This window comes from Achromobacter sp., from assembly GCF_032113835.1.
Classification (GTDB): Bacteria; Pseudomonadota; Gammaproteobacteria; order Burkholderiales; family Burkholderiaceae_B; genus Achromobacter.
Window position 1 is genome coordinate 1 of sequence record NZ_DAMCTG010000094.1, and the last position, 19,601, is coordinate 19,601.

General features: G+C 64.4%; 15 protein-coding genes and 1 other RNA gene. 8 read left to right on the forward strand and 8 right to left on the reverse strand.

Going from position 1 to position 19,601, the window contains the following annotated elements; genetic code table 11:
- Positions 1–2,387 (reverse strand): DNA gyrase subunit A (gene gyrA, locus RT697_RS23165; RefSeq protein ID WP_313702045.1); only part of this gene is annotated, 2,387 nt, incomplete at its 3' end.
- A gap of 412 nt (positions 2,388–2,799) precedes the next feature.
- Here gyrA and ompA point away from each other — a divergent pair.
- From ompA to ssrA, 5 genes are all read left to right on the forward strand, one after another.
- Entirely contained in the window at positions 2,800–3,381 is a 582-nt protein-coding gene (gene ompA, locus RT697_RS23170; protein WP_056322232.1) for an outer membrane protein OmpA, read from the forward strand.
- 148 nt (positions 3,382–3,529) lie between these two features.
- Entirely contained in the window at positions 3,530–4,258 is a 729-nt protein-coding gene (gene ubiG / locus RT697_RS23175; RefSeq protein WP_105237922.1) for a bifunctional 2-polyprenyl-6-hydroxyphenol methylase/3-demethylubiquinol 3-O-methyltransferase UbiG, read from the forward strand.
- Positions 4,255–4,929 (forward strand): HAD-IA family hydrolase, encoded by a 675-nt coding sequence (locus RT697_RS23180; protein ID WP_313702046.1) that lies wholly within the window; start codon positions 4,255–4,257, stop codon positions 4,927–4,929. Before ubiG ends, RT697_RS23180 begins: the two co-directional genes overlap by 4 nt.
- 415 nt (positions 4,930–5,344) lie before the next feature.
- Positions 5,345–6,523, forward strand: a complete 1,179-nt coding sequence (locus RT697_RS23185) for an MFS transporter (protein ID WP_313702048.1) — start codon at positions 5,345–5,347, stop codon at positions 6,521–6,523.
- 91 nt (positions 6,524–6,614) lie between these two features.
- Positions 6,615–7,003, forward strand: a transfer-messenger RNA (tmRNA) gene (gene ssrA / locus RT697_RS23190).
- 81 nt (positions 7,004–7,084) lie between these two features.
- Here ssrA and RT697_RS23195 read toward each other — a convergent pair.
- The 7 genes from RT697_RS23195 to RT697_RS23225 all read right to left on the reverse strand — a co-directional run bounded on the left by RT697_RS23195 (position 7,085) and on the right by RT697_RS23225 (position 15,320).
- Positions 7,085–8,992, reverse strand: a complete 1,908-nt coding sequence (locus RT697_RS23195) for a DUF2235 domain-containing protein (RefSeq protein WP_313702050.1) — start codon at positions 8,990–8,992, stop codon at positions 7,085–7,087.
- Positions 8,993–9,033: 41 nt separating this feature from the next.
- Complete coding sequence (locus RT697_RS23200; protein ID WP_313702052.1) at positions 9,034–9,564, reverse strand: DUF3304 domain-containing protein; 531 nt, start codon at positions 9,562–9,564, stop codon at positions 9,034–9,036.
- 1 nt (position 9,565) lies between these two features.
- On the reverse strand, positions 9,566–10,093 hold the full coding sequence (locus RT697_RS23205) for a DUF3304 domain-containing protein (RefSeq protein WP_313702053.1): 528 nt from the start codon (positions 10,091–10,093) through the stop codon (positions 9,566–9,568).
- 480 nt (positions 10,094–10,573) lie between these two features.
- Positions 10,574–10,828 (reverse strand): hypothetical protein, encoded by a 255-nt coding sequence (locus RT697_RS23210; protein WP_313702055.1) that lies wholly within the window; start codon positions 10,826–10,828, stop codon positions 10,574–10,576.
- A 134-nt stretch (positions 10,829–10,962) separates the two neighbouring features.
- On the reverse strand, positions 10,963–13,416 hold the full coding sequence (locus RT697_RS23215; protein WP_313702057.1) for a TonB-dependent siderophore receptor: 2,454 nt from the start codon (positions 13,414–13,416) through the stop codon (positions 10,963–10,965).
- A gap of 268 nt (positions 13,417–13,684) precedes the next feature.
- A complete protein-coding gene (locus RT697_RS23220; protein ID WP_313702058.1) occupies positions 13,685–14,695 on the reverse strand; it encodes a FecR domain-containing protein in 1,011 nt (336 codons plus the stop codon).
- A gap of 31 nt (positions 14,696–14,726) precedes the next feature.
- Positions 14,727–15,320 (reverse strand): sigma-70 family RNA polymerase sigma factor, encoded by a 594-nt coding sequence (locus RT697_RS23225; RefSeq protein WP_313702060.1) that lies wholly within the window; start codon positions 15,318–15,320, stop codon positions 14,727–14,729.
- 348 nt (positions 15,321–15,668) lie between these two features.
- Here RT697_RS23225 and wecB point away from each other — a divergent pair, with 348 nt between their 5' ends.
- The 3 genes from wecB to RT697_RS23240 all read left to right on the forward strand — a co-directional run.
- Positions 15,669–16,826, forward strand: a complete 1,158-nt coding sequence (gene wecB, locus RT697_RS23230; protein WP_313702062.1) for a non-hydrolyzing UDP-N-acetylglucosamine 2-epimerase — start codon at positions 15,669–15,671, stop codon at positions 16,824–16,826.
- A gap of 36 nt (positions 16,827–16,862) precedes the next feature.
- Complete coding sequence (locus tag RT697_RS23235; RefSeq protein WP_313702063.1) at positions 16,863–19,076, forward strand: cellulose biosynthesis cyclic di-GMP-binding regulatory protein BcsB; 2,214 nt, start codon at positions 16,863–16,865, stop codon at positions 19,074–19,076.
- 12 nt (positions 19,077–19,088) lie between these two features.
- On the forward strand, positions 19,089–19,601 hold a 513-nt coding region (locus tag RT697_RS23240; RefSeq protein WP_313702065.1), incomplete at its 3' end, for a glycosyltransferase.

A 19,601-nucleotide genomic window follows, 5' to 3' on the forward strand; every position in this document is an offset into this window, starting at 1 on the left:
ACCACCTTGCCGTTGCGCGAGGTGGTCTGGATGGCGATCATGCCCTTCGTGCCGCGGCCGTGGCGCGTGTACTCTGCGATCGGCGTGCGCTTACCGTAGCCATTTTCCGTGGCGGTCAGCACCGTCTGCGTCTCGTCGCCCGCAACCAGCAGCGCGATGACCGTCTGCGTGTCCTCGAGCATCATGCCGCGCACGCCGCGGGCGTTGCGGCCCATCGGACGCACGTCGTTTTCGTCGAAACGCACGGCCTTGCCTGCGTCCGAGAACAACATGACGTCGTGCTTGCCGTCGGTGAGATCAGCGCCGATCAGGTAGTCGCCATCGTCAAGGTCGACAGCGATGATGCCGGCCTTGCGCGGGTTGGAGAAGTCGGACAGCGGGGTCTTCTTGACCGTGCCGCGCGAGGTCGCCATGAAGACGAAGTGGTCTTCGCTGAATTCCTTGACCGGCAGCACCACCGTGATCTTCTCGCCGTCAGCCAGCGGGAACATGTTGACGATCGGCTTGCCGCGCGAATTGCGCGTGCCTTGCGGCACTTCCCAGACCTTCAGCCAGTACACGCGGCCGCGGTTCGAGAAGCACAGCAGGAAGTCGTGCGTGTTCGCGATGAAGAGCTGGTCGATCCAGTCGTTTTCCTTCATGGCCGTGGCCTGCTTGCCGCGACCGCCGCGTTTTTGCGAGCGGTACTCGGACAACGGCTGGCTCTTGATGTAGCCGCCGTGCGACAGCGTCACGACCATGTCGGTCGGCGTGATCAGGTCTTCGGTGTCGAGTTCCGTCGCATTCAGTTCGATTTCCGAACGGCGCGAGTCCTTGGCGCCGGTCGAGAACTCGGCCTTGATGGCCTGCAGCTCTTCACTGATGATGGACGTGATGCGCTCGGGACGGGCCAGGATGTCCAGCAGGTCGGCGATCGTGGACATGATGTCCTTGTACTCGCCGACGATCTTGTCCTGCTCCAGCCCGGTCAGGCGTTGCAGGCGCATGTTCAGGATTTCCTGAGCCTGCGTATCGCTCAGGCGATACAGGCCGTCGCCCTGAAGACCGAACTCGACGCCCAGGTCGTCCGGTCGGAACGCCGCGCGTCCGCCCGGCGTGTCGCCGTCGGCGCGCGACAGCATTTCGCGCACCAGCGACGAATCCCAGGACTTCGCCATCAGTTCCTGACGGGCGACCGGCGGGGTCGGCGCTGCCTTGATGATCGCGATGAAATCGTCGATGTTGGCCAGCGCCACCGCCAGGCCTTCCAGCACGTGGCCGCGTTCGCGGGCCTTGCGCAATTGGAATACCGTGCGGCGCGTGACCACTTCCCGGCGATGCTGCAGGAAGTAGTCGATCATCTGCTTCAGGTTGAGCAGGCGGGGCTGGCCATCGACCAGCGCCACCAGGTTCATCCCGAAGGTATCCTGGAGCTGGGTGTTCTTGTAGAGGTTGTTCAGCACGACCTCGGGCACTTCACCGCGCTTGAGTTCGATGACAAGACGCATGCCGTCCTTGTCCGACTCGTCGCGGATGTCGGAGATGCCTTCGATCTTCTTGTCGTTGACCAGCTCGGCGATGCGTTCCTGCAGCGTCTTCTTGTTGACCTGGTAGGGAATCGCGTCGATCACGATCGCCTGGCGATTGCCCTTCTCCATGTCTTCGAAGTGGGTCTTGGCGCGCATGATGACGCGGCCGCGACCCGTGCGATAGCCTTCGCGCACGCCGGACATGCCGTAGATGATGCCGCCCGTGGGGAAGTCCGGCGCCGGGATGAGCTCGATCAGCTCATCGACCGTGCAAGCCGGATTGCGCAGGCAGTACAGGCACCCGTCGACCACTTCCTGGAGGTTGTGCGGCGGAATGTTCGTGGCCATGCCCACCGCGATGCCGGAGCTGCCGTTGACCAGCAGGTTGGGCAGGCGCGACGGCAGCAGCAGCGGTTCCTGTTCGCTGCCGTCGTAGTTGGGTCCGAAGTCGACGGTTTCCTGGTCGATGTCGGCCAGCAGTTCGTGGGCGATCTTGGCCAGGCGGATTTCGGTGTAACGCATCGCCGCGGCGTTGTCGCCGTCGATGGAACCGAAGTTGCCCTGGCCGTCGACCAGCATGTAGCGCATGGAAAAATCCTGCGCCATGCGGACAATGGTGTCGTAAACGGACTGGTCGCCGTGGGGGTGGTACTTACCGATGACGTCCCCGACGATACGCGCGGACTTCTTATAGGCGCGGTTCCAGTCGTTGTTCAGCTCGTGCATCGCGTAGAGCACGCGCCGGTGGACAGGCTTCAAGCCGTCCCGCACATCCGGTAGCGCCCGACCGACGATCACGCTCATCGCGTAATCGAGGTAACTGCGGCGCATCTCTTCTTCCAGCGATACCGGAAGCGTCTCCTTGGCAAAGGAATCCATATATATAACGACAGAATCGTGTAAGGAGGAACCCGGGCCGGGTAAACAGGAAATTCTATCATTCGATTGGGGGACCGGTCCGATGGGCCGTCCGATGGCTCCGCAAGCGGGCCGCAACGGACAGATCAGAAACGCCGCCCGGCCACGCCCACCCGAGCCCTGCGGCCCTGTTGTCAAAAACCAACATGGGAAACGGCAGGAGTGCCGAAAACGTCATATCCAGCATTAATGCGCCTGTCCAGGGAAGCCAAAGCCCCCCAAATGCCTTAAGATTGTTTCCAGCACGCAGGAAACCCAGTAGCTATTCCTTTGAACCAGCTCTTGGCGTTGCTATACTGGCCCCGTTTTCCTGATATGCGGCGGGGGTTCGCTGCGAGTCACTTATCCAGCTTCAAGCTCAACGAGGAGAAACATGAACAAACCCTCCAAATTCGCTCTGGCGCTCGCCTTCGCCGCCGTCACGGCCTCTGGTGTAGCTTCCGCGCAAACCGTGGACAACTGGCGCAACCCGTTCGGTAACGTTTGGAAGAACGGTACGAACGAACTGTGCTGGCGCGATGCCTTCTGGACCCCGGCCACCGGTATCCCCGGTTGCGACGGCGTCCCGGTTGCCCAACAGAAGGCGAAGCCGGCCCCGATGGCGGCAAAGGTCGTGTTCAATGCTGACACGTTCTTCGACTTCGACAAGTCGACCCTGAAGCCCGAAGGTCGTCAGCTGCTGCAGCAAGTCGCTCAGCAAGCCAGCACCATCGATCTGGAAACCATCATCGCCGTCGGCCACACCGACTCGATCGGTACCGAACAGTACAACCAGAAGCTGTCCGAGCGCCGCGCCGCTTCGGTCAAGGCTTACCTGGTCAGCCTGGGCATCGACCCCAACCGTATCTATACGGAAGGCAAGGGCGAACTGCAGCCGATCGCTTCCAACAAGACGAAGGAAGGCCGCGCCCAGAACCGTCGCGTTGAGATCGAAATCGTGGGTAGCCGCAAGTAATTGCCGGACTAGCTACAATAAGGGGGCCTCGCATAGCGAGGCCCTTTTTTTCGCCTGCGACGCGCTCATCTGGCGCGTCGGCGAGCCCCCTCCTCGCCTAGCGCGCTGGACCCCTCTATATATAGAGCAGCCTTACGCCGGACCGCCCATGAACACGCAAACTCACGACACCGCGCAAGCCTCCGTCAACGCCGATCAGGCCGAAATCGACAAGTTCAGCGCCCTGGCCAGCCGCTGGTGGGATCCCGAAAGCGAGTTCAAGCCGCTGCACGCCATCAATCCGCTGCGACTGGAATGGATCCAGGAATGCGCGGGCAGCCTGGCCGGCCGCAAGGTGCTGGACGTCGGCTGCGGCGGCGGCATCCTGTCGGAAGCCATGGCCCGCAGCGGCGCCGACGTGACCGGCATCGACCTGGCGGACAAGTCCCTGAAGATCGCGCGCCTGCACGGCCTGGAATCGGGCGTGAAGGTGGAGTACCGCAAGGTGCCCGTCGAGGAACTGGCTGCCGAGCAGCCGGGCCAGTACGACGTGGTGACCTGCATGGAAATGCTGGAGCACGTGCCGGATCCGGCCTCGATCGTGCGCGCCTGCTCGACGCTGGTGAAACCCGGCGGCTGGGTGTTCTTTTCCACGCTGAACCGGAACGCCAAGTCCTTCGTGTTCGCGATCATCGGCGCGGAATACGTCCTGCGCCTCCTGCCCCGCGGCACCCACACCTACGACCAGTTCATCAAGCCGAGCGAGTTGTCGGCGGCGGCGCGTGGCGCCGCCCTGGAGCCGGTGAGCATGCGCGGCATGGAATACAACCCGATCACCCAGATTTACTCGCTGACTTCCGACACCTCGGTCAACTATCTGATGGCTACCCGTAAATGAGCGCCCTGATCCTGTTCGATTTCGACGGCACCCTGGCCGACACCGCCCCCGACCTGGCAGCCGCCGCGAACCGTCAGCGCACCCGCCGCGGGCTTGAGCCGATGGCATATGAAGCGCTGCGCCCCGTGGCATCCCAGGGCGCGCGCGGACTGCTGCGTGTGGCGCTGAACCTGCAACCGGGCGACGCGGACTACGAGCCCACGCGCCTGCAGTTCCTGGAAGACTACGCCGCCAGTTCAACGGTGCACAGCAAGCTGTTCCCCGGCATCGAAGCGCTGCTGGCCGACATCCGCGACCGCGGCATGTCCTGGGGCATCGTCACCAACAAGGTCACCTACCTGACCTTGCCCATCGTCGAGTTCCTGGACCTGACGCGCGACAGCGCCGTGCTGGTCTGCGGCGACACGACCGCCCACGCCAAGCCGCATCCCCTGCCCTTGCAGCACGCCGCGCGCGAAGCCGGCTTTGGGACCGATCGCTGCGTTTATGTCGGCGATGATCTGCGCGATATCCAGGCGGCCCACGCCGCGGGCATGCCGGCCGTGGCCGCGGCCTATGGTTACGTCGGCGAAGACGACAACGTGATTGCCTGGCAGGCGGAAACCTGCGCGAATTCGCCCGCGGAACTGTGGTCCGCCATCGAGCCGCTGCTGCCCCGCGACCTGCGCTGAAGGACGGACTTGGGCCGTCAGCCGACCCGTCGCGCTATCGGCCAAGCCGTTCCCTTTGAGCCATTCCCTTTGACCCGCACCCGGCTGATCGCGCCCCCGACGGCCGCGATTGTTCGGTCCCATTAGTGCGACTGGCCGAACAATCTATCCGGATGCCGGGGGTTTATCCGGTCGGGGATCTCCCCTAAAGTGTGAACCGTGCATCGCGATCCGGGTTGTCCGGATCGCCCCGTTTCCGGCGCATGCCGGCGTTGCAGCCCTCTGCAGGCCGCGACGACATCTCCGTGCTGGCGGACCTCAGCGTCCCGCCGCACCGTGCCCTGTCACATTGACGCGGCGCACGCCAGACCTTTTGACCTTGCCTTCAACTCCCTGCCCGCGCGGCGCCATCCAGCCTCGCGCCCAAGGAATGCCTATGCTTTTGCCCATCCTGCTACTTTCCGCCGCCGGCTTCACCATTCTGACCACCGAGTTCCTGATCGTGGGGCTGCTGCCCGGCCTTGCCCGCGACCTGGACGTGACCGTCTCCCAGGCAGGGCTCTTGGTGACGTTGTTTGCCTTCACGGTCGCCGCGACCGGCCCCTTGCTCACCGCCCTGATGGCCAACATGGAGCGTAAGCGCCTGTTCATCGGGGTGCTGGTGCTGTTTGGCCTGTCCAATGCGCTGGCGGCCGTGGCGCCCAATATCTGGATCATGGCGATCGCCCGCTTTGTACCGGCGCTGGCCCTGCCGGTGTTCTGGTCGTTGGCCAGCGCCACCGCCGTGGAACTGGTGGGTCCCGCGCGCGCCGGACGCGCCATTTCGACAGTGGCCTTCGGCATCGTGGCCGCCACGGTGTTCGGCATTCCCCTGGGCGTGCTGATCTCGGACGCCTTCGGATGGCGCGCCGCCTTCTGGGTGCTGTCTGCCGTGGCGTTTGCGAAGGCCCTGCTGCTGTTCCTGACCTTCCCCAGCATGCGCATCCGCGCCGACAGCGTGCGCCTCGTCACGCAACTGCGCATTCTGCGCAAACCGATCGTGGTGAGCCACGTGGTGCTGTCGCTGCTGGTGTTCACCGGCATGTTCACGGCCTATACCTATCTGGCGGACATGCTGGAGCGATTGGGCGGCTTTGACGGCAAGACTGTCGGCTGGACGATGATGGCGTTCGGCGCCGTCGGACTCGTGGGCAACACGCTGGGCGGACGCCTGGTGGACCGCAGCCCGCTGGGCGCCACGGCCCTGTTCTCGTCGCTGATGGCGGTGGGTCTGACGTTCGTCGCGCCAGCCATGCAGTCGCACGGCCTGCTGGCCGTCGCGCTGGGCATCTGGGGCATCGCCCAGGCCGCGCTTTTCATCGTCTGCCACGTACGGCTGATGAAGTCCGCCCCCGAGGCGCCCGCGTTTGCCGCGTCCCTGAACATCTCCGGCGCGAACATCGGCATCGGCCTGGGCGCGGTCGTTGGCGGACACGTCATCGACCACTACGGCCTGGCGACGCTGGGCGGCGCCGCGGCCGTCATCGTGGCGGTTTCCGTGATTCTGGCCGCGCTGATGATGGCAGCGTCGCGCGGCCGGCGACAGTCCAAGACGGCGTGCGCCAACGCGGCCTGACGTGAAGGCCTGTCTCGCCCCAGCCACGCTTGCGACCACTTGGATTTGCAGGATGGCAGGCTGTTGCATTTGCAGTACAATGGAAGGTCTTGGGGCCGATCCGGATTCGACGTGGGTCGCGAAACAACTCAGGGCATGCCGAGCACCAGTACGCTCGTTAAACCACTGGAACACTACAAACGCCAACGACGAGCGTTTCGCTCTCGCCGCTTAAGCGGTGAGCCGCTGCACTGATCTGTCCTTGGGTCAGGCGGAGGAAGGCAACTTCCTAGGGGGGTAACCCTCGAACCGCAGCAGCGACATTCACAAGGAATCGGTCTGCGCTGGGGTCACACGGCTCAGATTTAAATTACGTGAATCGCTTTGGTCCGGCCTGTCGGTTGGCTAAGTCCAAAGTTAAAACCAAATAAATCGACTACGCATGTAGAACTGGTTGCGGAGGGCTTGCGGACGGGGGTTCAATTCCCCCCGGCTCCACCAAATTTCCGCTTATTTTCAAGTAGTTAAAAAGGCCAACTTAATAAAGTTGGCCTTTTTTTTTGCGCCGTTTTGACGCAGCGCCTACCAGGACCCATTGAATAACTTTCGAAAGTCGACGCTGTTCTGCATGCTGCGCAACTGGGCTTCCCTTTCGCGTTGCTCTGCATCCTGTCGTTGCTGTTCCGTGGGCGGCGCCATCGTCAGCGCATCGTCCGTGCCTCGGTATACGCGACGGTAGCGAAGATAGCCTTGGAGTTCCCAACTGCGGGGCAGCGGGTCCTTGCAGCCAGCCAGGGAAATCGGGTGGTCGAAAAGGCGAAAGCCCGCGTAGGAATCGTGCGCGTAGTTGGCGAACAGATAGGCTTGCGGCGTCAGGTGTTCAGGGTTTTGTGGCGTGCCCAATATCGGGTGCGCCTTTACGTGCGTCAATACATTTTGCGCATCGCCGGCCAGCATGGCGCGGCGAACGAGCCTGCCCACGAGTAAGCCGGCATATAGCGAAGGACTCGCTGTGGCGGCGATCTGGTAGCGCTGCTTTTCTTCATCCGTCTGGCCTTCCAACGCGGCGACGTCTCCGAACAATGTCTGATTGGCTCCCTCCAGATCCTTGAAATCCTTGGGAGATTTCTCTCGGGTGCGCGCTACCCAGGATAGCTGGGAGGCGTAGACGTCGCGCACCTGATAGCGCCAGGCCAGGTAGGGAATCAGCGATTGGGCTGTCGTCGCTGCGGCTGGGGTCGCCTGCATGAAGGCGGTGTAGGCCTGGAGGACATTTGGGGCGATGGCGAAAGCGTCATAGCCGTCGAGTTTGGCGGTATCGGTACGGTCCAGTGGAACTTGCGCCTCCCTCGCCGCTTCGTACATCAGCATCAAGGGTACCTGCGACAACATATCATCGTGCTGCCCGCTCGGTCCGCGGCCCTGACTACCTGGCAGATAGCCGCCGCCCACATCGGAATGCATGCCGGGCAGCGCGTACTGCTTGTGCTTTCTCGCGAGAGCCCCATCAGGGCCGCGCAAACTTTCCAGCGGGAACGAAGCGCGATTCTCGTGCATCGCGGTGTAGTGCACGCATTGCACATGGCTGGGGACGCGCAATGCGGTGGCCGAGGCCCAGGCGAAGTGTCCGTCACCGCCAGCGCTATTCGGCAGGCCGACCGATGCCACCGTGTCAAACAGCCCGAGAAAGCGAATGCGCGTGGGCACGCCACACAAACGGCCGCCTTCCATCATCGCCAGCAGCCAATTGCAGAATACCCGCGCTTGGGAGGCTCCACGGGAAAACCCAAATACATCCAAAGAGATATCCACCAACGTCGGTTTGCTGGTAGTGGCAATCTTGGCCGCCAGTAGTTGGGTCTTGCGCTTAAAAAAGGCTTCCGCATGAGAGCGCTCTCCGTTGCTTTCACAGAGCAAACCACCTTCTGTACGCATGCCCACCGCATCCAGCGCCTGGCCGTCCTGATCCCTTTTCAGCGGGTGATGGATAGCGTGCTTTCGGCTGTATCCGCGTTTGCCGTTGCGGCACAGGGCCAGAATGACTTCGGGCGCATATCGAATGCGCCCGCCGGTGATCGAGCGATGGATTACGTTCAGCACGCCAAGCAGTGCGTAGTTGATGCGCCCATCGCCCCCGCGCCCCATTGCCGCGCCGAACGAGGCATAGACGTTCTCGCCAATCTCCGGAAATGGCGTACCCACACCGGGAACATAGAGCCGATACTTGCCTTCATGTTCGATTTCAGGATATGCCCGGAACAGCCTGGCCACGTTACTGTCCTTACGCGCCGTCCTTTGAGTCATCCCCGGCCCGAGACCTGGCTCACAGCCGTCCGCATCATCCCAATCCTGGTTGTTGCCCGTGCCGTCAAAGAAGATGCCGATTTGCAGATTCACCTCACACTTTTCCGATGCGGGAATGCATTGCGGAAATATCGGCTCGATCCCGGGGGTTTGGCCGAGCGGATGCGTTCTAAAAACTTCGTTCATCCAGATTCCTTGTTGTTCCCAGTCATTCTTGAAGGACGCGCCTACTCGTCCAGGGATTCGATCAGTGTGGGTTCAGCGCCCACAGGACAGCGGGGTGACCACGCGCCGTAAATTTTGGATGGCCTGATGCTGGCTATCGGGTCATGGGGACCGGGGTAATCCTTATTCCCATACCCGGGACTGATGTTTGAAGAAATGGCACGAACGCTGCCGTCGGACAGAAAGTGGATGAAGAGACTTCCTACCTGCTCATAACGCTCCACCGGCACCCGGCGCTCATGGCTTTCCCAGGTGCAGTCGCGCCAGTTGGTCACGCCCCAACTCACCAGCACGGTCAGATCAGGCCGCCATTTCCGGGGCAGCTTCCCGCAGCAAACGATGCTGCCTCCCGTACCGGCCTGATGGCCGCTGGCGCCATTGACCCAGAAGTCTTGAACACTTAGGTGGTCTGGCAGGTGGTCGATCCCCGACAGAGATGTCGGCACCATGTCTTCTTTTGGCCGGACAGCGTCGCAACCTGCCAAGCCCAGCAGCAACACCAAACTCATCGTCAACCGTGTGGCGCGGTTCATATCAATTTGCCTCCTCCAGGACGACGGGGCCGCCGCGGGATGGACACCGTTCGCCATAGTCACCGTAGGCATGCCAGGGGTTCTTTCTGGGAATGGGGTCTTGAGGACCAAGGTACTCATCATTCCCATACCCAGGGCTGATGTTGGACGAAATGGCGCGGACGCTTCCGTCCGACAGGAAGTGGATGAACAGACTTCCAACCTGCTCATAACGCTCGACAGGCACCCAGCGTTCGCGGCGTTCGCCGCCGCAGTCACGCCAATTGGTCACGTTCCAGCTCACCAGCACTTTCAGGTCAGGACGCCATTTCCGAGGCAGATTCGCGCAGCAAACAATGCTGCCTCCCGTACCCGCCTGGTGGCCACTGCTTCCATTGACCCAGAAATTCTGGACGCTGACGTGGTCGGCCAAATGATCAATGCCTGTCAGGGACGTAGGCACCATGTCCTCCTTGGGTTGCACGACGTCGCAACCGGCCAAGCCAAGCAGCGCAAGTAATGTGATCGCCAGCCGTCTGATGCGATTCATGTCAGCCCTGACGCATCGCTGCCGGGAAGTTCAAACGTAAAGCGCAAATCAGCTGGGAGGGGCATGGCAAGATCCGTGGGACCCGGACGAGTTGCCCGGCATCAACGTTGAGGGAACTGACGGTGAACGAAAGGCAATATGCAAGCTTCGTGCCAGAATTTCCCCGCCATTAATTTCTGGTTATTTATCAGCGGATTGCGATTGGCCATCAGTGACGTGAACCGGGCCGATGTTTTAAGAATCACGCAAATTGGTTTTTTTGAGGCGCCGATCGGGCCAACAACGGCTCGCAGTCGCATTAAGCCGTTGAAAAGGAAAGAAAAAAGATCGGGCCATTAGTGACCCGCCCGAGCCAGTTCTGGCCCGACGCAATTAAATATTGCGCAGCCTCAGCCAAAAGAAAAAATCCTCAAGGAGGTGAATCCTTGAGGATTTTTGTTTGTCCGTGCGCAGCGCAGCGGCTGGTCTGGTGTCACCGCGTCACTGCCGGTTGACCCAGTCCTGCGCGTCCTCGATGAACCACGGAAGATTCAGCCGCTCGCCTTCGCCGGACTGGATGGTCAGACGCTGACCGGAGGGGTTCGCGGAGGAGTTCGACCCCGCCGGCGAATCCAACGGCCGGCTGCGGTAGTCCACGTTGTTTCGCGGTTGCTGCGGGGTATCTGCGCAGGCGGCGAGTGACGCGATGGCCGCCCCTGCGATGAGCAGCCGCAGCGCTGCGTGACGAGTCTTCATGGTGTTCAGGTTCCAGCTGGCGGCACAGGCCGGCGTGCCGGGCGATAAGGCCTTCCCCGTACCTTACTCGCATTGGGCTGCCCACGTCAGCCTGCCCCATTAAGCCGCCCGCGTCAGCCTGCCCCGCCCGCGCTTCAGAACTGGTACTTCAACGTCAGCATGGCGTGGCGCGTCGGCGCGTAGATGCCGGTGTAGAAAGTCGTGTCCAGGCCCTGCAAATACTTCTTGTCGAACACATTGTTCAGGTTCAGCGTGGCCGAGAGCTGGCGGTTGAAGTCGTAGCGCGCCATCAGGTTGGCGACGGCGTAGGCCGGCTGTTCGCCCTTGAGCGTCACGCCCGGCAGGGACCAGGTGGTGGCGCTGTAGTAGATGCGGCTTTGCCAGTTGACGCCGCCGCCCACGGTCAGGCGATGCCAGTCGCCGGGCAGGCGGTAGGTGGTCCACAGCTTGGCCATGTGGCGCGGGAAGATGGTGCGGATGGTCGCGCCCTCGCCGTCCTTGGTGATGCTGTAGCTGTAGCTCAGCGCGGCTTGCCAGCCGGGAGCCAGCTCGCCGTTGAGTTCGACATCCAGGCCCGACGTCTTGGCGCCGCTGACGGCGCGGTAGGCCGCTTCCCGCACGGTGCCGGGCACGAACTGCCCTTGGTCCACTTCGGCGAGGTTGTCCTGGCGGATCTGATAGAGCGCGATGGCGCTGCTCAGGCGGCCGCCGAAGTAGTCGCTCTTCAAGCCGATTTCGTAGTTGTCGCCGGTGCGCGGGTCCAGCACGTTGCCGTTGCGGTCGCGGGCGCTTTGCGGCTTGAAGATGCTGGTGTAGCTGGCGTAGACGGAATGCTGGTCGTTCAGGTCGTAGACGACGCCGGCGTAGGGCGTGACGACGCCGCTCTCGCTCATTTCGGTGATCTTGTTGTTCCGCGCCAGCGCGGGCGACATGTAGATCTGCGAGAGCTTGTAGCGATAGTTGCTGACGCGCGCGCCCACGATGACGGCGAGGTCGTCCGTGGGTTTCAGGCGCAGCGCGGAATAGACGCCCTGCTGCTTTTGCCAGCCGTCATAGTCCATGAGCTTCTGGCCGGTCACGGTAGGCTCCGCGGTTTCGTTGTCCCAGTCGTAGACATTGACCGCGCGGCCTTCGATGCCGGCGCCGGACATGGGCTCGTGGTAGTTCTTGAATTCCGCCCAGTTCATGCCCACGACGAACTCGTGCCGTCTGCCCCAGAGTTCGAACGGTCCGGCCGCTTGCACGTCGAAGCCGGACTGGCGCTGGCGGGCGCTGCCGAGACCGCCGTAGAACTGCACGCCGTCGCCCGTGTTGCGTTCGACGAAGCCCCAGCTTGCGTTCGCGGATGAGAACTCGCGCTCGCCATAAAGGTAATTGCCCGAGAACTTGAGCTTCCAGTCGTTGGCAAACTTGTGCTCGAGATTCAGGAAGGCGTTGTAGACCTGGATTTCATTGGTGTTCCAGCGCGCGCCCGCGTTGTCGGACGCCTTGAAGTCGGTCTGCTGCCCGTCGGTGTAGAAGAGCGGCAGGCCCGTCGACGACTGCCCGCGCGGATCGTTCTTCTGGTAGTCCAGGCCTGCGGTCAGGAGCGTGTTGGGCGTGATATCGGCCTCCAGCACGCCGTAGAAAACCGACTTGTTTTCCTTGTAGTGGTCGATGTAGGTGTTGCCCTGTTCGTGGGCGGCGACGAAGCGGCCGCGCAAGGTGCCGGCGTCGTTGATGGGACCGCCCACATCCAGTTCGCCACGGCCGCGGCCCCAGGTGCCTGCGCCCAGGCTCGCGTAGCCCTGGAACTCTCGCGTCGGTTTCTTGCGGATGAGGTTGACGGTGCCCGAGGGATCGCCCGCCCCTGTCATCAGGCCCGTCGCGCCGCGCAGGACTTCGACCCGGTCGTAGATGGCCAGGTCTGTCTGGCTCTGCGGGATGTTCTGCGACACGATGTCGGTCGCGGTGAGGACGCCATCGAACTGGTAGTTGTCAATGTTGTAGCCGCGCGAAAGCACCGAGAACCGGCTGGCGCCGATGTTCTGCACCGAGATGCCCGGCGTGCGGTCCAGCAGCGCCTCGATGCTGTCGACGCCCTCGTCCTCGATGCGCTGGCGCGTCATGACGCTGATGGTCTGCGGCGTCTCGCGCTGCGTGAGCGGCAGCCCGGTGGCGAAGGACAAGGGGCCGGTCATGGCGTAGCTGTGCGACCCCTCCGTGACGCCGAACCCGTCGGCTTGCACCGTGACGGGCGCCAGCGTGGCGACGCCCGCAGGCGCCGCGCGGTGCAGCACATAGCTGCCGCCCTCTGCCGGTGTCGCGGCCAGGCCGGTGCCTGCCAGCAAGGCATTCAACGCGGCGCGCGGGTCCAGGTCGCCCGACACGCCCGGGCTCTGCTTGCCCTGCGCCAGTTCACCGGCGCCGGCGACCAGCACGCCCGATTCGCTGGCAAAGCGCGCGAGCACCGTGCTCAAGGGGCCGGCAGGGATGTCGTAATGCCGCGTCGCGGTCGCGGCGGGTTGTTGAGCGGCCGCGGACTGCGCGGCGGCGTCCGGCGCATTGACCGCCAGAACCGCCACGCCGCCCGCGATCGCCAATTGCACGAGACGCGCCGAGCAGGTCAGGCGGGAACTGCCCGCGAGGCGGCGGAATGAATGGGGCGGCCGTTTAGCGGCAAGGACTGAATGACGGGGCATGACGAACTGGGTTCCGATGAGGTTTATCGACGAGCCGTGCGATTGAATTCGCTCTCATTAGGGGAATCGAATGAGGGCCTCAAAAGCGGAACCGGGCGGGGGAAAATTTTTGCGATGCCGCGCGACTTTCGATGAAGCGCGGACGGGCGGGTGGCGGGAAAAGGTGAGGATCGCTTCAGCGGCTGCCGAGCGGACCGCCGCGGGGCTGGATGCTGACCCACCACGGCAAGGTCCGCTGGATGCGGATGGGCAGAACAGCTTCAAGCATGGCCAGCGCCCGATCGGGGTCGGTGGCCGGATAACTGCCGATGACGGGCAGGTTGGCGATCTCGGGCGCCACGCGCAGCACGCCGCCGCGATAGCGCTGCAGTTCGCTGGCGACGTCCGCCAGCGGCGTGTTGTTGGTGACCAGGATGCCGCGCGACCAGGCTTCGCGCGCGGGGTCGGCGGATTGCGTGGCGGCCAGCGTCGCGTCCGTGAAGCGCGTCTGCTCGCCCGTCTGGACGACGCGGGTGCTGCCCGTGATGGCGGTGCGCGCCTCCACAGCGCCCTTGTAGACCGCCACCAGCGTCTCGTCGCCGTCCAGCCGCACCGTGAATCGCGTGCCGAGGGCGCGCAACCTGCCCTGCGGCGTATCGACGACAAACGGGCGCGCGGGATCTGCAGCGGTCTCTATCAGCAGTTCACCCGCCAACAGTCGGAGCCGGCGCAGGCCATCGCTGTAATCCTCGTCGAAGGCGCTGCCGGTGCCGAGCCAGACGAGGGACCCGTCGGCCAGTTCGACGCGGCGAACCTCGCCGGTGGCGCTGCGGTGATCGGCCGCCCAGGCCAGCACGACGCCGGGCAAGGGCGTGAGACGCCAGGCCGCCAGACCGGACAGGCCCGTGCCCGCCAGCGCAGCCAGGCCGAACAGCATCTGACGCCGCCGCGCCATGCGGCTGTTGGCCGCGCAATAGCCCTTGGCGGCGGCATCGCGGCCGGGACTGGACTGGACAGGTTGGAACTGGCTGCTGATGCGCTCGACGTAGCCCCACGCGGTCCGATTTTCCTGCGCGCGTTCAAGCCAGGTCTGCCAGCGCCGGCGCTCGTCGGCCGTGGCCTCGCCGGAGCGCAGCAGCGCAAACCATTCGGCAGCCTGCTCAAGCGCCTGGTGCGTGGGCTCGGCGGCGGATTGCAAGGAGGTCATGCGGCACCTCGGAACTGGAAATCCGGGCGCGTCATGCCGAACCGGTCCCCACGGGCGCGGCCGGATGCACGAGGATCGGCGGGTCTGTGGCCACGGATCGCGCTTCCAGCATCAGGCAGTGCAGCATGGCCTGGGCGACGTACTTGCGGACCATCCGGGTGGACACGCCGAGTTCCTGCGCCACTTCCTTGTCCGACATCTCGCACGCGACCGCCATGACGAATGCGTTGGCCGCCTTCACCGGCATGCTGCGCAGCATCCCGTCAATTTCCAGCAATGCCTGGATGACGATGACCTGATGCTCGGCTGACGGCGCCAGCGCCTCGGGCCGCGCGGCCAGCTCTTCCAGCCACATCTGCTCGATCTGGCGGCGCCGCCACAGGTCCACGCACATGCCGTTGGCCATGGCGCGCAGATAGGCCCGGGCCTCGGGTGCGCTGTCGAAGCGGCGCGGCTTCTGGATGAGGCGCACGAAAGCGTCGTGCGCCAGGTCGGCCGCGTCGCACGAATTGCCCAGGCGACGGCGGAGCCACCCATGAAGCCATCCGTGATGGTGGGTGTAAAGGGATTCGATTTGTGAGGACGGCGCGTCGCTGGCCACGGCGGTAGAAGGACCTCGAGCCATCCTGGGACGCCCGGAAATCTAAATAAGAATTACTCGTGATTATCCTCACAACGGCCCCGTTTTGCAATGCGACTGTTCCGCCAGCCCGAAGTGGCGACTAAAGCGCCCGGCGTTCATAACGGAAATTTATTGTTTCGTGCTTTATCTTGGTCGTTGTAACAGCCGCGCCTGATTTGACCCCAAATTGCGGATGAAGCGCATGTCTCCCCTATGGTGCGATGGCCCCCAGGGGTTCTCCACAGCGCGAATGAAGGCCGGACAGCTCGAAATAATCCGACACATATTACGAATGCTTTCAAGACAAAATAGCCGCAAGAAAATGCCACCGGCGCTGGGGGCCACACCGCCATGAAAGTCCTGTCGATATTCGGCACGCGGCCCGAAGCCATCAAGATGGCCCCGCTGGTCACCGCGTTGCAGAACGAGCCGCAGATCCAGAGTGTGGTCTGCGTGACCGGGCAGCACCGGGAAATGCTGGATCAGGTGCTGGCGCTCTTCAATCTGAAGGCGCAGCACGACCTGGACATCATGGTGCCCAACCAGACGTTGAACGGCTTGTATGCCCGTTTGATCAGCCGCGTGGATAGCGTGCTGGAAGCGGAGAAGCCGGACTGCGTGCTGGTGCATGGCGATACGAGCACGGCGTCGGCATGCGCGCTGGCCTCATTCCATCGGCGTGTGCGAATCGGTCACGTCGAGGCCGGGCTGCGCACCGGCAACCTAGCAATGCCGTTTCCCGAAGAAATGAACCGCCGCGTCGTCGACGCCATCGGCGACCTGCTGTTTGCGCCCACTGCGGAGTCGCGCGGCAACCTGTTGCGCGAAAACCTGGCGGGCAGCATCACCGTCACCGGCAATACCGTGATCGACGCGTTGGCGATGACGTGCGCCAAGCTGACCGCCGGCAGCGCGCTGAGCCGCATGCTGCACACGCGCTACGCGTGGCTGGACCCGAACCGCCGGCTGCTGCTGGTGACGGGCCACCGGCGCGAGAGCTTTGGCGAGGGTTTCCGCAACATCTGCGCGGCGCTGGCCGATCTGGCGCGGCGCGCCGACCTGCAGATCGTGTACCCGGTCCACCTGAATCCCCAGGTGCGCGGGGTCGTGATGGCGGAGCTGTCCGGCCTTGCCAACGTGCACTTGATCGACCCGCTGGATTACCTGGATTTCGTGTGGTTCATGCAGCGCTCGCACCTGATCCTGACCGACTCGGGCGGGGTTCAGGAAGAGGCGCCTTATCTGGGCAAGCCGGTGCTGGTGATGCGCGACGTCACCGAGCGGCCCGAAGCGGTGCGGGCGGGCACGGTGGCGCTGGTCGGCACCGACACCCGGCGCATCGTCTCCGAGGTCAACCGCCTGCTTGATGACCCCGCGCTGCACAGCGCCTTTTCGCGGCGCATCAATCCGTACGGCGACGGCAAGGCCAGCCAGCGCATTGTCGATGCGCTCTGCGGCCGCGCCGTCGCGGAGTTCTCTCCCCACGCTGCCGCCCCCTCCTCTACCTGACCTTTTGCTGCGATGCGTTTCCTGCCTGGAGCTTTCATGCCCCCCTTCTTACAAGCCACCGATGTCCGTACGTTGTGCCGCGCCCTGATCGCGGCGGGGCTGCTGGCCCCGCTGGCCGCGCTGGCCAGTCCGGCCGGCGACGCGCTGCGCCGGTTGCAGAGCGACGACATGGTGACGCGCAGCACCACGCTGGAAGACCTGGGCATCAAGGAGCCCGTCGTCCTGTCCAACAGCGATGCGCGGCAGGAGTTCTATCTGCCCGTGCCGCGCGGCGTGCCGGTCACGGACGCGCGGCTGGATTTCGACGCGCGCTACACCAAGGGCGAGCCGGGCCGGACCAACATGGTGCTGTGGCTGGACGGCGTGCCGCAGACCGCGCAGCGCGTCGCCGATGGCGAAGGATCTGCCAGCCGGACGCTCGCCGTGGAACGCCGCACGCGCGATTCGGGATTCCTGCGCGTGGGCGTGGACTGGCAGTCCGACATCGCGCTGCGCCACTGTGAAAGCAACCGCGCCACGGGCAATGCCCTGACGATCTCGCCGCAGACGCGGCTGAGCTATCGCTATGACGCGTCGGCGATCAACAGCCTGGACGATGCCTGGGGCTCGCTGCCCGGCACGCCCGTCCTGATGGTCGCCAGCCGCAAGCTCGACCAGCAGGCCTTCGACAGCGCCTGGCGCCTGGGCGTCGCGATGGAGCGCAGCGGCAAGCGCGTGGCGGTCAGGGCTTTTCCGGCGGTGGGCGAGGAGGTCGACACGCGCGGGCTGCAGGCCCCGGCCGGACTGGGGCAGGTGCCGGCGTTTGCCGCGCTGGCCGGCAAGGAAACGCACAAGCTCGCCAACCCCGCGGAAATCGGCGCCCTGCTGGTGATGGGCGCGCCCGCCGTTGCCGGCGACGTGGTTATTGCCGATGCCGAGCTGAGCACGAAATACAACGAGGCGCTGGACGCTTTGCAGGCGCAGCTTGCGTCCGATCCCGATGCGGCGGACGCCTTCAAGGCGTGGCGCCAGCAGCGCATGCCGCTGGCGGGCGCCGGCCTGGCGTCCAAGGAGATCCGCCTGGTGTCGCTGGGCCGTCAGGCGGTGATTGCCGTCGCGGCCGACGCGGGCGCGCAAGGCGCAGGCGTGTTCGACACGGCCTGGCGCCGCATCCTGGCAAGCCGCCAGGTGCAGGTGCAGACCGCCCTCCCCCCGCAATCCATGCAGGATGGCGGCGTGCGTCTGTCGACCCTGGGCGGCTCGTCGGCGAGCTTTGACGTGGTGGCGCGCGGCGACTGGAACGCGTCGTTCCCGCTGGCCGCCGTGACCACCGACGGCCGCGTGCCGGATGAACTGGTCATGGACGTGGCGGCGGCACCCGGGGCCTCGTCGACGCGTCCGGTGGCATCCGTGTTCTGGAACGGCATTCTGCTGGGCGCCAAGCAACTGGAGGCCGACGGCCGGCCCGAGCGGCTGACGGCGCGCGTGCCCGGCTATGCGCTGGGCGTGACCAACGCGGTGCGTGTGACCTTCCAACGCCAGCCTGTCTCGGTGGATTGCAACGAGATTCCGCAGGGCTACCCCGTGAATGTGCTGCCGACCAGCTACGTGAAGCCCGGCAAGGCGCAGCCGGACGGCACGTTCGTGGGCCTCCTGCCGCTGATGGCGGGGTCGCCGCAGGTGCTGATTCCGGACAGCTATCTGGCCGACGCGCCCGACAACATCAAGCGCGTCATCGGCATCGCTGCCGCCAGCGGCGTGTCGGCCACGCGCGCCGAACTGTCGGTGTCGCCCGCCGGTCAGGCCGTCAAGCCGGCGCGCGCGTTCCTGGCGATGGAGCTGCCGGTCGACGGCGCCAAGCCCGCGGTCAAGGTGACGGCGCGCAAACAGCTCCAGGTAGCCGGCAAGGACACGACGTTGCTGGACATCTCGGGACTGACGCAACTGAGCACCGCGGAAGTCGTCAGCGCGGGCGGCCAGGAGGGCGTGCTGTGGCACACGCTGGGCGAGCAGCCCGGCATGACCGATGCGCCGTTTGTGCTGAATCGCGGGAACATCGCAATCATCGGCGCGGCGGGACCGGTTGCGTGGATCGACAGCGCCAACCCCGACGCGAGCCATCCGCCCGGCGCCGGAGAAAGCGCCTTCTTCGAGTGGCGGCGCTACATCTCGTGGAGCGTGCCGGCCATCAGCATCAGCCTGCTGGTGCTGCTTCTGTTCCTGATCCTCGCCATGCGCGTCGCCCGCAGAAAGCGCAAGGATCCCCAATAAGGCCACGGCGTCATGTCCTCGCTCTACTGGCCCTACCTGATCGCGGATTACTACCGCGGACTGGAGGTTGTGACCGCCGTCGTTGGCGTGATCATCCTCCTGTCCAGCCTGGATGACCTGTTCATCGACGGCTGGTACTGGGTGCGCGAGCTGTGGCGATCGCTGACCATCAAGCGCCGCTACACGCCGCTGACTGCCGCACAGCTGCGCGCCAAGGAAGAGCAGCCGCTTGCGATCATGGTGCCGGCCTGGCTGGAGTACGACGTGATCGCGTCGATGCTCGAGACCATGGTGTCGACGCTGGAATACAAGAACTACATGATCTTCGCCGGCACCTACCAGAACGACGAGCGCACGATCAACGAAGTGGAACGGATGCGGCGGCGCTACCGCCAGCTGGTCCGCGTGGAGGTGCCGCATGACGGCCCGACCTGCAAGGCCGACTGCCTGAACTGGATCGTGCAGGCGATCTTCGCGCAGGACGCCAAGCAGCCCGTGCCCTTTGCCGGCGTGATCCTGCACGAC